General features: G+C 62.9%; 11 protein-coding genes. 2 read left to right on the top strand and 9 right to left on the bottom strand.

Translation table 11 applies throughout. The annotated features are described in order from the left end of the window. Positions 1 to 14: 14 nt before the first annotated feature. Both ET524_RS04600 and ET524_RS04595 read right to left on the bottom strand, forming a co-directional pair. Positions 15 to 485, bottom strand: coding sequence for a PIN domain-containing protein (locus tag ET524_RS04600; protein ID WP_129423629.1), 471 nt, complete (start codon positions 483 to 485; stop codon positions 15 to 17). Further along, positions 486 to 935, bottom strand: a complete 450-nt coding sequence (locus ET524_RS04595) for a hypothetical protein (RefSeq protein ID WP_129423627.1) — start codon at positions 933 to 935, stop codon at positions 486 to 488. It abuts the gene before it with no gap. Between the two features lie 390 nt (positions 936 to 1,325). Between ET524_RS04595 and ET524_RS04590 the strand changes: the two genes are divergently transcribed. Beyond that, complete coding sequence (locus tag ET524_RS04590; protein ID WP_129423625.1) at positions 1,326 to 2,270, top strand: SGNH/GDSL hydrolase family protein; 945 nt, start codon at positions 1,326 to 1,328, stop codon at positions 2,268 to 2,270. A gap of 68 nt (positions 2,271 to 2,338) precedes the next feature. Here the strand turns inward: ET524_RS04590 and yhbY are convergent, their stop codons facing one another. The 7 genes from yhbY to ET524_RS04555 all read right to left on the bottom strand — a co-directional run bounded on the left by yhbY (position 2,339) and on the right by ET524_RS04555 (position 12,801). Beyond that, the gene (gene yhbY, locus ET524_RS04585) at positions 2,339 to 2,641 is read right to left on the bottom strand and encodes a ribosome assembly RNA-binding protein YhbY (RefSeq protein WP_129423623.1); all 303 of its coding nucleotides are present in this window, start codon (positions 2,639 to 2,641) and stop codon (positions 2,339 to 2,341) included. Positions 2,642 to 2,783: 142 nt separating this feature from the next. After that, on the bottom strand, positions 2,784 to 4,193 hold the full coding sequence (locus ET524_RS04580; protein ID WP_129423621.1) for an MFS transporter: 1,410 nt from the start codon (positions 4,191 to 4,193) through the stop codon (positions 2,784 to 2,786). 1,109 nt (positions 4,194 to 5,302) lie between these two features. After that, positions 5,303 to 6,235, bottom strand: a complete 933-nt coding sequence (locus ET524_RS04575) for a 4Fe-4S binding protein (protein ID WP_129423619.1) — start codon at positions 6,233 to 6,235, stop codon at positions 5,303 to 5,305. Positions 6,236 to 6,245: 10 nt separating this feature from the next. Then, a complete protein-coding gene (locus ET524_RS04570; RefSeq protein WP_129423617.1) occupies positions 6,246 to 6,962 on the bottom strand; it encodes a 4Fe-4S dicluster domain-containing protein in 717 nt (238 codons plus the stop codon). A 447-nt stretch (positions 6,963 to 7,409) separates the two neighbouring features. Then, complete coding sequence (locus ET524_RS04565; protein ID WP_129423615.1) at positions 7,410 to 8,327, bottom strand: dimethyl sulfoxide reductase anchor subunit family protein; 918 nt, start codon at positions 8,325 to 8,327, stop codon at positions 7,410 to 7,412. A gap of 4 nt (positions 8,328 to 8,331) precedes the next feature. Then, positions 8,332 to 8,991 carry a 4Fe-4S dicluster domain-containing protein gene (locus ET524_RS04560; RefSeq protein WP_129423613.1) on the bottom strand — a complete coding sequence of 220 codons (660 nt, stop codon included), beginning with the start codon at positions 8,989 to 8,991 and terminating at the stop codon, positions 8,332 to 8,334. Between the two features lie 18 nt (positions 8,992 to 9,009). Continuing rightward, the gene (locus ET524_RS04555; RefSeq protein ID WP_129423611.1) at positions 9,010 to 12,801 is read right to left on the bottom strand and encodes a molybdopterin dinucleotide binding domain-containing protein; all 3,792 of its coding nucleotides are present in this window, start codon (positions 12,799 to 12,801) and stop codon (positions 9,010 to 9,012) included. A 362-nt stretch (positions 12,802 to 13,163) separates the two neighbouring features. Here ET524_RS04555 and ET524_RS04550 point away from each other — a divergent pair, with 362 nt between their 5' ends. Further along, on the top strand, positions 13,164 to 13,997 hold the full coding sequence (locus tag ET524_RS04550) for a hypothetical protein (RefSeq protein WP_129423609.1): 834 nt from the start codon (positions 13,164 to 13,166) through the stop codon (positions 13,995 to 13,997). Positions 13,998 to 14,013: the final 16 nt, after the last annotated feature.

Raw genomic sequence — 14,013 nt, 5'->3', positions numbered from 1 at the left:
GTGACGGCGAAAAGCTACTCGGATATTTCAACATCCTCGTATTCGATTTCGCGGTTGTCGCGCAGCCAGTCGAACACGCCTTCGCAATCGGTGACGGTGAGCAGGTTCGTTTTGCACGCCTGCGCGTTGTGCGTGACCAGGAAGTCCGCCTTGATGTCCACCGCGGCGTTGACCAGCAGCTGAGCGGCGGGGTCTTCGCAATTCGATGCCAGCAAGCGGTCGATTTCGGTGTCGCCTACGCCTTGCACGCGAATGAACGTGCGCAGGCCGCGCAGGCGCTCAAGCGCGCGAGGCATCAGCGCGGGGTTGCCGCCGTCGGACAGGCGGTACGCAAGGTCCATCATCTGGGTGGACGTCATCCACAGGTCGAATTCGCCGACGCGGCCGGCAATCATGATTAGGCGCGTGGGGCGATAGTGAGGCTCGCGTTCGAATAGGAAGTCGAGCACCACTTCGGTGTCGAGCAGCATGCGTGCTTCTGCCATTTAGTTCGCCCCCTGTTCTTCGGCGGAATGTACAGCGCGCTCGGACGGCGCGCCGACAGGTGTTGGGATGCTGCCGCTTTGCGCCTTGGCAGCAAGCTTGCTGCAAGCGGCGCGCGCAGCATCTTCGGGTGAGGCTTCAGGATTGGCGTCCTGCGCCTGCGGCTGCGCGCCGGCGGGCGCGGCAGCGGGGATTGGGGCAAAAGGCGAGGTCAGAGGCGCGATGTCCTTCTTTTCGGAAAGCGCGTCCACGAAATCGGCCGCGCGAAACCAGGCTTCTTCATCTTCCGCAACGATGTTGCCCGTGAGAAACGATGCGTCACCTTTTTCGATGAGGCAGTCGTACATGCGGTTGATTGCCTGGGAAGCGGTCAGGCCCTCCCTGTGCAGGATTTGCCCGCCGCGACGTTTTTTGCCAGGGGCCATGCGGCCCGTGACCATTGCCTCGCCCATTGCAGCCTCCTTTTACCAGCGACACGCCGGGCGATGCCGACGCGCCATGTGTGAGTGCGTGGTTCTTCATATTGTACAACTGTTTACGTACAACGTCAAGGATGCGAAGCGATGCTCTTGGGTGAGATTCACGAGTTCTTCACCTTTTTCACCTGGGGAAATGGATGCTGCGGCTCATAGGTTACATCGGGTGATTAGCTGGCTGCGCATTACCCGCGTGATGCCGAAATTGTTGCGCTTGCTGTGTTATACCGGTATTCCTATAGGTTTTTACTGTAATATGCTGTTCACGAAGATGCCACCAGGGTTTGATACCATGGTTGGCCGGAAATCAGCCCGGGGGCCGCGCGCACCCGGGTGCGCAGTAACAAACACGGAAGGCGGTCGGGAATGCCCGGTTTGAAGTTCTCCATCATGGGCGACTCCATCAGCACGTTCGAAGGGTGCACTCCCGACGGCTACACGCTGTTCTACAACGACGAGCGACTTGAAACCTCGGGCGTGACCAGCCCCAGCGATACGTGGTGGTCGCACGTTGCCCGCGCGCTTGGCGGCGAGGTTTTGGCCGATGATGCGTGGTCGGGCAGCATGGTGGACGGCGCGGGCTTCCCCGCCGCAAAAAGCCCTGAGCGCGCGGCGGCGCTGCTGGGCGAAGGCGGGCAGACGCCCGACGTGGTGATCACGTTCATCGGCATCAACGATTATGGTTGGGGCGGCGCGGCTGCTCAAGCCGCAGGTCACAGCCACGCTATGCCGAAATGCATCGACTTGGCAAGCGTGCCCGAGCAGGTTGCCGGCGCTGCGCCCGCCGATGCCGCCGAGCAGTTCGGCAACGCATACCGCACCATGCTGCGCAATATTCGAACCGTGGCGCCCGATGCGCTGGTGTACTGCGTCACGCTGCTGCCCGGCCGTACACGCGGGGTCGATCACCCCGAGTTCGCGTATCGCCTTCGCGGTGTTCACCTGGACGAATACAACCGCGCCATCCGCGAAGCCGCAGCAGCAGAAGGCTGCCGCGTCGCCGACGTGCGAGCATTCGGGCACGACTACGAATCGCTCGAGGGCACACACCCCACGAACCTCGGCATGCGCCAGTTCGCCAGCATGGTAGTGCGCGCCATGCAGTTGGCGGACGCAGAAGCGGAAGAGGAAGCGGCCAACGCCGCCGGCGCCACCATCGGCACGCAGCCCGAAGCCGCAAACCCCGCACTTAACCTAGAAACATTCTGCGGCGCCCCCGCCAGCGCCGAAACTTGCAACGCCCCTACCTGCATCGGCTGCCCCCACGCCGCCAACACCGGCAACCAATGGCTCTGCAGGTGCCTGAAGTAAAACGAAGGCCCCGAGCGCTCGGGGCCTTCGCGTGTTGACGTTAAACTGCAATTCGCTTGCGCAGTTTGCTACTTCACCAACTCGATCTTCTCGATGTCGTCGCGGGTGGTTTCGCGGTAGAGGACTACGCGCTTGCCGATGACTTGCACCAGCTCAGCGCCCGTTTCGTCGGCGATTTCGTAACCTGCCTGCGCCGCTTCCTTGCCCGTTTCGCACAGCACGCTGACCTTGATAAGCTCGTGCGCCTCAAGGTCCTCGTCGATTTGCTTCAAAACGCTTTCGGTCACGCCTTCCTTGCCGATCATGACGCAAGGCTTCAAGTTGTTCGCCATGCTGCGCAGCTGGCGGACCTGCTTGCCGGTGATTGCCATAGGTGATGCTCGTTTCTCTTCGTTGCTTATGCAAAACGATGCGCAAGCGGAAATCGCCTGCGCATCCAGTTTCGTGTTGATTGGTTCATTCTACACGGTCAGCAGGGAAAACGGGCCGCGAACCCGCACGTTCCCCACGCGTTCACCGTTCCTTCAACGCTGCTCGCTTCACCGCTGCTCGTTTCACCGCTGCCCGCGAGTAGGCCAACGCCAGGGCGCAACCGAACGCGGCTACGCAGGTGGCGACCACCATAGCCTCGGCAAAGCCCTGCGCAGTTGCAAGCCCGGCGCTGGCGCCCGCCGAAAGCGCGCTGGCCTGGCCCGTCGACAGGATGCCCGTGTACAGCGAGGGCCCGATGCAAGCTGCGATCTGCACGAACGTGGTGGAAATCGCCACGCCGAACGGGTTCATCTCGGGCGGAAGCGTGCGCAGGCCCGCCGTTTGCGACGGCGAAAACACAAAGCCCGTGCCACCCATGACCAGCAGCGGCGCCACGAACACCGCCGGCAGCGAAAGCGTGGGCGCAAGGCCCGCCATCAGGCAAAACCCGACAGCGATGGCCGCAAAACCCGCCGGCAGCAGCGGCCACTCGCCGCGCGCATCCATAATACGGCCGCCCAGAAGCGTGGTGCCCGCGTTCGCCAGCACGGGAATCAGCATAACCATGCCCGCCATGAACGCGGTCAGGCCCGTGCCGCTTTCAAGGTACAGCGGCAGCAGCACGCTGCAGCTGAAGCTGCCCATCATGGCGACGGTGGTCAGCATCACCGACGGCCAGAACGCGCGGCTTTTCATGGGCGACAAGTCGATAAGCGGATGGTCGCATCGCAGCTGGCGCCACACGAACAGCGCCGCGGAACCCACGGCAACCACCAGCGCACCAACCGCCAACGGCGTGTCGATAGTGAGCTCCACAAGGCCAAAGCTCAGCAAGCTCAGGAACACCGCGGAAAGCACCACAGACGGAATGTCCAGGTGAGCAGGCGAAAATCCCAGGTTCTTCACCGCGAAAATCGCAAGCACGGCAAGCACCGCCATGGCAATCACGGGCACAGCGAAAATGTTGTGCCACCCGAACGTGGTGACCAGCGCGCCGCACACCACCGGCGCCAACGCCGGGCCGAACGTGATCATGCAGCCACCGATGGACATGAACGTGCCCATTTTCTCCTTCGGCGTGACCGCCAGCACCGTGTTCATCATGAGCGGGATGAAGATGCCCGAGCCGACCGCCTGCACCAGGCGCGCGGCCATAAGCAGCTCGAAGTTCGGGGCGAGCAGACCCATGAGCGAGCCGACCAGTGTGAACGCCGCCGCCGAGAAGTACAACGGGCGCAGCTTGAAGCGGCGGTAGAAAAACGCCATGCACATGACCATGATGGTGGCCACGATCATGTAACCTGTGACCAGCCATTGCGCGGCAACCGAGTCCACGCCGTACTCGCCCATGACCGAGACGAGCGCCATGTTCACCAAGTTCTCGTTGAATCCGGCCAAAAATGCGCTGGCGTAAATCACAACAAGCAGCATGACCAGCGGTTTTCCTTGCATCTTGCATCCTTTCCCACATACCGCTACCAGGCAATCGAAGCGCGCGAAGAACCTGGCGGCGGTCGAGGGCGCACGCGATACGAGGACTCGCCATCCCGCGCGGCATGCGTTCCCAATCGCTTACCCGACCAGTCGCATTCCCGAGCGTCGCCAATCGCAAGCAGCTGGGCAAAGCCAGCAGCAACGCTGCGGAGCTCACAGCCCTGCGGCGAGCTCGGCCATCGCAAAAACTCCGCACTGCCAGGCACGCCAACCGAATCTTGGCGACCTGCCTCAACGCATTCGATTGTGTTTTGGAACCCCGGTAAACTGGCGCACGCGGCGCGGAAGCGCGAATGCGTGGCTTAAAGGCACGCTTACTCGTGGTACGCCCGCATTGTACTCGGCGCAACCCAATCGCGCGAACAACTCGCACAGGAAAAGCAATTTTCCCGAACTCGCTCGAGTTTGGGACTTAACGTGCGCGCCTGATGTATCGGGTTTCTCCTGCATTATGTTTCCCCCAGGTCAACGTCTTCCCCCATTGCAGGTATGCCTCGCTCAAGCTCAACAAACTCCCAAACTCGAGCGACTTCATGACAAAAGTCGCTCGAGTTTGGGACAGAATTCGCTCAAGTTCGTGGCAGAAGCACAGCTTTTCAAGCGCGTGAGAGCGCGAAACCCTGGCAAGGGCCTCCCCTCTTGCCAAAAAATCGCTCATGTATGTGATTTAATGGTGCTCCGCCGGCTATCACGGCAAATGCCGTTAACATTTCCCCAGTTCACAGGCTTGCTACGATTTTCGTTAGATAGCTGAATTAAGTTAAATCACATACATGAGCAATTTTTGCTCTGCATAGGGGAATTCGAGCCGGAAGCACCCTGCAACAAGAAGGGTTACAGGAAGCAATGAAGAGATGGCGGGCTGGCGGGCTGGCGGGCTGGCGGGCTGGCGGGCTGGCGGGCTGGCGGGCTGGCTGGCTGGCTGGCGTATTATGCGAAAAGCCCCGGCGGGGGCCGGGGCTTTTTGGGCCGCGTGTTGGAGGAGGGGGAGTCCAACATGCGGCGAAATGGCAGCGCGCCCTTCTGCGAAGAGGATGCGTGAAGGGCGCTTGCCTTTCGAAATGTTGTTATTTCTCGTTTGCAGCTAGCTTGACCTTCTCGCCGCGCTTGGCAACCACCGGCATGGTGATGGCGCTTGCGGGGCAGGCGTCCACGCAGGAGTGACAGCGCGTGCAGTCGGCCAGCGTGCGCTCGCCGTACTCGGGATGACGCAGGTTGATGTCGGCTTCGCACACCATGGCGCAACGGCTGCACGGTGTACCCTTGCTGGTTTCCAGGCACTTCGAGTCGTCGATGGTGGGCTTGAATGTGCGGCTGAAGCGGCTCATCAGGTTCATCAAACCTGCCATCGGGCAAAACCGCGTGCACCACTTGCGCAGAAACACCAGCTCGATGATCAGCATCAACGGGATGAGCACCACAGCAACCGTCATGTCGGCGTTAGCGAACAGGCGCCAGAACACCAGCACAGTGGCGAACGTCAGACCAATGGGGCACACCAGGCAGAACACCGGGAAGCCGAAGATGGCCGTGGACAGCAGCGCGCCGCCCAGCACGTAATGGCGCGAGTCCAGCTTCTGACGCTGCTGCTTGCAGGCGCTGCAGCTGCCGCAGTTGCCGCCCTTGCCGCCGCAACCCAGCTCGAACTTGGCGATGTCGAGCATTTCGTCGTGTTTCGCCTGCTCAAGCTGCTTGCGCTTCTTCGGCGAGCGGAAAAACGCGCGCACCTTGTCAAGCACGGGCACCGGGCAGATCCAGCCGCAGAACGCGCGGCCGAACACGAACACCAGCAACGCCATGATGATGATGCTGAACACGGCGCGCGGCACCATGGTTTTCGTGGCCAACATGGTGGTGAAGGCGCCAAGCGGGCACAGCGCGCTGAACGCGTCCCAGCCGAAGCCGGACAGCGTGCCCATGTTGATGCCCGCGACCAGGCAAATTGCCAGGAAGCAGAACACAACGGCCGCCACAATGGTGCGAATCTTGCTCAATTTCATGACAGCCTCCTTACAGCGAAGACGCGGGTCGGACGACGATGGCGCGCTCGGTGGCGCCGGCAACGATGGAGCCCTGCTGCAGCGACACGCACACGCTCTCGCACGCGCCGCAGCCGACGCACTTGTCGCCGATCACGTACGGACGGCCGCTGTAGCCTTCGCTATCCAGCTGGATGGCGTCGTATCCGGCCTGCTTGCAGGCGTCGTAGCAGAAATGGCAGCCCGTGTCACGGAACGCCAGGCACGTCTTCTGGTCGATCTCGGCCAGGCCGATGATGGTGTTGTGCGCATCGGCGTCCGCCGGCAGCGAAAGCGCCTCAGTGGGACAGTTGCGCACGCACAGCGGCACGCCGCCGTTTTCCTCGGCGCAGAAGTCGCAGTAGTCGGTGCTGAAGTCCAGCTGCGGGCTGCGCATACCCAGAAGACCGTCCTCGATTTTGGCCGGCTTGATGACGTGGCGCGGGCACGCCTCGTAGCACTTTTCGCAGCGAATGCAGGCGCTGACCAGGTGCGCTTCGTCCTGACCTCCCGGCGGGCGGTTCAGCGGCACGTGCCCGGCATAGCGCAGCGCACCCAAGCCCAAAAGCGCCGCGGTGCTGCCCACGCCGATGAGCAGCGAACGGCGCGACACGCTCATGGGTTCCTTCGCCCGCTTGGCCGAAGGCTGCGCGGAAGCGGCATCGGCAGCCGCCGGCGCCGCGTTCGTCTCCTTCTTCTCTTCGCTCATGAAGACCCCTCTTCTCGTCTTACGTTCCTCTTCTTGCACGGTGAAGCGCGAAACGCCTCGCCGGAAATGCCCTCACATCCCGAGAGCGGGACAAAGGGACTGTCCCTTTGTCCCGCTTGCCGGTGCAACGCGAGATGCCGGTGGCGGCACCCCAATCAACGCGAAAACGCGTGCATGAGGGGGCTTCCGTTGCCGAAAGCGGGGCACAGTGTGAAAGCCCCCTCCAACACGCTTTTTCAAACCGCGAATCCTTGCAGGTCAGACTCGCGTTCCTGCGAAGCCGGCCGACCAGAACCGACCTCGCATTCGCAAAACAACCAGGTGGCACGCACGAAGCACCGACTTGCAACCGAGGGCAATCCCCCGCTTCGCACCCGGTTCGGGGCCGGCCGACCTGCAGCCAGCCCCTTCATGCGGCGGGCAGACGCACCGCCCGCCGCAAACTTCCTAGAACAGGGCGAAGATGTGCATCGCGGCTGCGTAGAGAAGCACGCGCCAGATGATGCCGCCGATGATGCAGCACACGCCTGCACCGCCAGCGTAGACGGCCAGCTGCTGACCATCCTTGCCCTTGCCCAGCCAGGTGACCACGGCCGGCACGATGATGCCGACGATGATGGCGCCCAGCCAGAACATCAGCGCGTTCGAACCAGCCAGCAGGCTGCCGACCACGGCCGCGCGGTCCACCATGGGCACGTCGGGCAGCGTCGGGTCGAAGTAGAAGCTGATGTCAGCGGAGTACGTACCAGCGGAGCCGTTGATGATGAACACGTACACCAGCACAACGACCAGCTGGGCCACGGCGCCGACCAGGGCGGTCTTCACCATGAAGTCGCGGGACTCGGTGTCGCCGGTCATGCCAGCGATCACGAGCGCGGCCAGGCCGCCCATGAAGATCGTGTTCGTCAGGTAGTACACGATCAGCAGCGGGGTGTCCCACGTGGGCAGCGACGGCATCAGGTAGGAGTCGCCGGTGACCATGGGAAGCGCCAGGCCAACGATGATGGCCAGGACGCCGACCCACTTCGGAGCCACACCGTCTTCAGCGCGGCGTGCGAACAGGAAGAACAGCACGATCGCGATGAACTCGATGACGCAGCCCCACAGCTCGAGCGTGATGCCCGAAACGCCGTAGCCGTTGCCGGCGAGCAGCGCGCCGAACGCGTTGAAGATGCGCTCCCAGTGCTGCAGGTGCATGAACACGCAGATACCGCCGACAACCAGGGTCACGAGCGCGGCGATAAGCGCCACGTTCTGCATCTTCTTGCCCTTACCGAGCACCGTGAGCAGGCCTTGCGCGCCCAGGATGCCGCCGGACAGGCACAGGAAGAACGTGAAGAGGATTAGAGGCCATTCCGGATTCATGAGTCTACTCCCTCCACTTTCGACCCTCGCGGAGCAGGTACATCAGCTTGGGCTTGTTGCCTGCGTCCTTGAGATGATGGATATCGTTTTCCGTGTACGCCTCGACGTAGTCCTTCAGCTTGACGCGGGTCTTCGTCATCTCGTCGTACTGGCAGCCGGGGCTGTCCGGATGTGCCGGACCCTCGAAGTTGTCGACGCCCTTGTCCAGGTCGCCGAAGAAGCGGGCGCGGGCGCCGCACTGGGCGACGCACTGCGGCAGCTCGCCCTGGCTGATGCGCTGCTCGCACATGGTGCACTTCTCAACAACGCGCTCTTCCTCATTGAGGTAGCGAACGCCGTAAGGGCAGGCCAGAGCGCAGAAACGGCAGCCGATGCACTTGGACTTGTCGATCTGCACGGTGCCGTCCTCGCGGATATGGGACGCGCCGGTCGGGCACACGCGCACGCACTCGGGGTTCTTGCAGTGCTGGCACTGAACCGGAAGGAAGTACATCTCCACGTCCGGGAAATCGCCCGAGCCGCCCTCGATGGGGTGCGGACCGATGCGCAGCGTCTTGATCCAGAAGTTGCCGACGTCAACGCCGTTGATTGCCTTGCAGGCAACCGTGCAGGCCAGGCAGCCCGTGCAGCGGTTCAGGTCGGTGATGATCGCGTAATTAGCCATGGGTGGAACCTCCTTTCCTTATTTGTAAGAGCCAAGCTTGTCGCTCAGCGAGCCTTTATTGATGTACTGGCCCAGCGCGTCGTTGCCGACGGAGCCCTGGGACAGCTTGCCCGTTGCCAGCGCGTCAGGCGACTGGATGGAGGGCTGGCAGCCCTTGGCGTCCATGTTGGCGAACGTCAGATCGACCTTGGCGTCGGCCAGACGCGGGTCGTTGGACAGCCATTCCTTCAGACGCGGGTCGTTGGCGTTCGTGATGGCCGGATTGCCCTTCGGATCGCACGGCACCGGGTTGTTGAACGGGGAGTTCTCAGCCGTTGCCTTGTAGATCAGCGCCGGGATACCGCGCAGCTGCGAAGCGCCGCACACCCAGCACTGGGCGTACTTGTCCATGCAGCAGTTGATGCCGACGAGTTCGAAGCCGTGGCTTGCCGTGTCCATCTCGGGGTACCACCACGCATGGTTGGCGTTGATGGTGCCTTCCTTGATGCCGTAGTACAGGTCGGCGACCTCGCGGACTGCGCCCCAAGGCGTGCGGATCCAGACCCAATCGCCCTGCTCGATGCCCATGCGCGCGGCATCGGACGGGTTGATCTCAACACGCGGCGACGGCCACAGCTCGCGGCACCAAGGCAGCTGACGATGCTCGGAGTGGAAGTACACGGGCTGGCGGGAACCGGTGGTCATGATGAACGCATGGTCGTCGCCGTACTTCTGCAGGTTCTCCTTGTACTCTTCCATCAGATGATCGCCCTTGTAGTTGTCATTGATGTAGGAGTCGGTCGTCGAAATCTGATCGGCCTGGTCCTTGTGGTAGTAACGCGGAGCCTCCGCCTTGGAGTTCTTCGGCTCGAACCAGTGCGGGAACTTGTCGATGTCCGGAATCTTGCCATCGTAAGCGGCGCGATCCGGGCTGCAGGTTTCCGCGAACGTCTTCGTGGTGTCCGGGATGTACGTCTCGGCGATGGTGGACCACACCTCGACCTTGGCGGTCGGGGTCATGAAGCCGCACTTCTCGTCGATGGCGGCGTACAGGTTGTAGCCACCCTGCTGACGACGGTAACCCATCTCCCAACGACGGTACGTGCCCCAACGCTCGGGATGCCACTTGCGGCAGTCGAACCAGCCTTCTTCCTGGAACTTCGCAGCGTACTCGGGGAAGTCCGGGCCGGCCACGTCGTTGCTGACCTGGGCAGGCTGCTCGGAGGCTGCATAGCTCGGGAACGCCGGGATGACGGGCTCGGGCTTGTTCTCCTTGCCCTTGAACTCCTCGATGCGCCACCAGTCGGTAGCGTCCTTGAGCACGCGGTACTCCTGCTGCTCGTAGGTGACGTCGCCGCCCATCTGCACGAAGTTGTTGTAGTCCAGGTTGTTCCAGCCGTCGTAGTTCAGGTCGCGGTCGTTCCAGATGAGAGCCGAGCGGTCCGCCGGGATGTCGGCGCGCGTCGGATGCTCCTTGCCCGAGACCGCCTTCGCCATGCCCAGGTGCAGGCAGATGACGGCGACCGGGTCGTAGATGCAATCACCCATCGGCTCGACGGCGCGCTGACCTGCGCCGAAGATGCCGCCGGCGCCCTGGGACACGCGGCCGGTGTTGACCTCGAGCCAGTGCAGGACGGGGATGACGATGTCGGCGCAGCCGTTGTTCGGGCAGCTCCACAGGTTGAAGTCCAGCCAGAAGTCCAGGCGGGTCAGGGCCTCCCAGGCCTCAAGCAGGTTGGACTCGTTCATGAAGTCGCCGGACATGCACACGCCGCCATGAATCTGATACGGGGTGTCGATGCCGTTGATGGAGTCCCAAATGGTTGCGGAGTCGGCCCAGCGGTTCCAGTAGCGAAGCAGCGGGAAGCGCTCAGCGGAAATCTGCTTGGCGTTGCTGTCGAACGAGGTCTTCAGGCCAGGCCATGCGCGCGAGCTCTTGTATGCGCCGCCCTTGCGCTCTGCGATCCAGCGCGCTTCCTCGGCGGAAGGCACGTGGTTGCCGTAGCGCTCGGCCAGCGGGGACTTCTCGTCGATGAGGTACTGCACGAAGTTCTGGATCAGCGGAACCTGCTCGTCGATGGACAGGTCGCGCGGCGTGTTGCCCAGTTCCATGGTGCCAACGCCCTCGCGGATACCCCAGTCGCGCGGCTCGTGGTCGGTGACCTTCATGTTCGCGCGGCCGCAGCAGCCGTCGACCTCGGCCTTCGAGGAACCGCGGTTGCCCGCAGGCTCGTCGGAGTTGCCGGTGATGCAGGCGATCAGCTGCAGGGCGCGGGAGTTCTGCACCGCGTGGCCCGTTTGGTCGGGAGCCAGCTGATAGTGGATGCCGCCGTTGCCGTGCAACGGGTTCAGGCGCGTGGTGTAGATCTTCACGGCCTCTACGATCTTCTCAGCAGGAACCTCGGTCACGCTCTCGCAGTACTCGGGCGTGTACTCGGACAGGGAGTCGGAGAAGGCTTCCCAAACGGTGCCGGCCTTGATGGTGGCGCCGTTCTTCAGCTTGATCTCAACACCGCCAGGGAACAGCGCGGGATTCTTCGGCAGGCCCATGGGGTTGGACTTCTTGCCGCCCTCGTTGCCCTCGTTCCAGTACGCGTCGTAGGACGGGTCGGCCGGGTCGGCGAAGTGCGACGGGTCGGGCAGCCATGCATCGGCGATGATCGGCTTGTACGGATGCTCGATCCAGGTGCCGGTCGTCGGGATCTTATGCTTCTCGCCCTCCCACTGGCAGGCCTCGGCGTCCCAGTAGGTCGGCTTGTTGTTGTTCTCGTCCCAGCAGATGAAGCGGCGATAGCTGTACTTCTCGTCCGCCGGCTCCCACCACTGGCTGATCCACTCGCGGTCGACGTCGGCCTCGGTCAGGATACGGGATTCCATATCCACGCCGCCGTTCATCTCCTGGAACCAACCCTTCTTCGTGCGACCGTCCTTCTCGGGGTTCCACAGGAACGGGGCGTTGGTCCAACGGCGGACGAACAGGTCGTCGTAGGCCTCGTTGTCCAGGATCCACTTGAGCCAGGTCAGGGAAAGGCACAGGTCGGTGCCGACGCGCAGCGGCAGCCACAGGTCGGCTTCCTTTCCCAGCGGCGTCATGCGCGGGTCCACCAATATATGCTTGTAAGCGCGCTGCGAGCAGTCCACGACCGTGCGGTTCGTGGAGTCATAGTTGGAGTACTCGGCAGCGGTGCCCCACTGCACGTACACGAGCGGACCCTGCTCGACTTCCATCCAGGGCGAGCCGATTTCGTCGGTCAGAATGCCGGCGAAGTGACGCGGGCCCTTGCAGATCTCGTACGCCAGGTGGGCGTTCGGGGTCGGGAAGATGGACTTCAAGGTGCCGTACGGAGGCTGCGCCCACACGCGGGACGTGCCGCCCATGGCGAAGTTGGCTTCTCCGCCGTACTTCTCCACGATTTCGTTGAGCTTGGCGCCGGCCTCGTCGAAGGCCTCGGCCAGGGAAATACGCACCCAACCGGGATCGTCCTCGCCCTTGGGGTTCGTGCGCTTCAGACAGTAGCGCAAACGATCGGGATGGTACAGTGCGAGCATCGACGACTGAGACTTCGCGCAGCAGTGACCGCGGCTGTGAGCGTTGGATTCATCGCCCTCGACCTTGATCACCTTGTTGTCCTGGACGGTGACCCACGTACCGCACTCGACCTTACCGCAAGCGCGGCAGCAAGAACGGATACGCTTCACTTCACCGGCCGTCGGATCAGCGCCCTCGGCCAGAGCCGCAGACGGCGCTGCAGCGAACCCCACGGTTGCGGCAGCACCCGCCATAGCGGACGCCTTCAGGAAGCTGCGGCGAGTCAAAGAAAGTTTCGCCATATGCCCCTCCTCTCCTTTACTTACTCGTTCCTTTTCGTCTTCCGCATTGGAGACACGGCGCGGTGCTGCACCTCAGCCTTCCGCCTGCAAGGGGGGGGGAGGGAGGAGGGTGGCGGCTTGGCCGAATGCGGCGCCGCGCTGCGTCCCCAATGCGGTGACTCGATACTACGGCGGCGGGTTTGACGGGAATCATAAGAGGGGGATGTATGAGCGCGCGCATATCATCCTTGCGGGATGATTTTGCGCTGAACTGGGCATTTATACTTTGGTTAGCGAAGAGGAACAGGCGGATGAGCCGGCGTGGCGCCCGTGAGGGGCGCGGCGCGCAGGCAGCCGCCGCAAGACGAATGAGGGGTTTGAACATGGCACAACCAAGACCTTCCCTGACGCTGATCGTGGACGTGGACGAGCGCATCGACTCCGACGAGCTGCGCCTGGAAATCGGCCGCAGCTACACGTATGTAGGCTCCGCGCTCGTGCGCACGCACGCGGCCGCAGTCGACGATGCGCCGGTGGAGAACACGCTGTGCATGCTGGTGAAGCTGGGCACGCGCCAGTATCTGAATGCGGACGAAGAAGGCTCCGACGAGCTGTGGAACGACGTGATGCGCACGTGGTTCGCCAACCAGTTCCGCAAGATCGGCAACCAGACGCTTATCTACAACAAGCGTCAGCGCGAGATCGAAGACGGCCAGGAGCTTATGTTCACGTGGCTTGAGGTGGACCTGCAAAACGGCCAGCTGCCCGTGCGCCTGCGCATGAACGATGTGAGCAGCATCGAGGAGAGCGCTGCCGAGATGCTGAGCGTTGTACGCGAGGCATACAACAGCGGGAAGCTGGGCGATAAGGCTTCCATCGCGCGCATCAGCATGCCCACGGCCGAGTCGTGGAAGCAGCAGGTTGCCGACGGCGCCGTTGCTGCCGCAAAGCGCGCCGAAGAAGAGCGCGCGGCCGCCGAGGCTGCCGCCGCTGCCGCCGAGGCCGAGCGCGCCGCCGCCGAGGCTGCCGCCGAGGAGGCGTTCCTGGAGTCGCCCGAGCTGGTTGCCGCCAACGAGGAAGGCGAAGCCGTTGTTGAAGGCGGCGGCGTGGAAGCGCCCGAGCTTGTGTTCGAACTTGATGAACCCACGTTCGCCGTTGACTACAGCACGTGGACCGTGGAGTATACTGACGGCACGAGCAAGACGTTCGCCGCGTAACGCGCGCCGTTTGCCT

The organism is Senegalimassilia faecalis (genome assembly GCF_004135645.1).
Taxonomy (GTDB): domain Bacteria; phylum Actinomycetota; class Coriobacteriia; order Coriobacteriales; family Eggerthellaceae; genus Senegalimassilia; species Senegalimassilia faecalis.
This window is presented reverse-complemented; position numbering and strand designations above follow the sequence as displayed.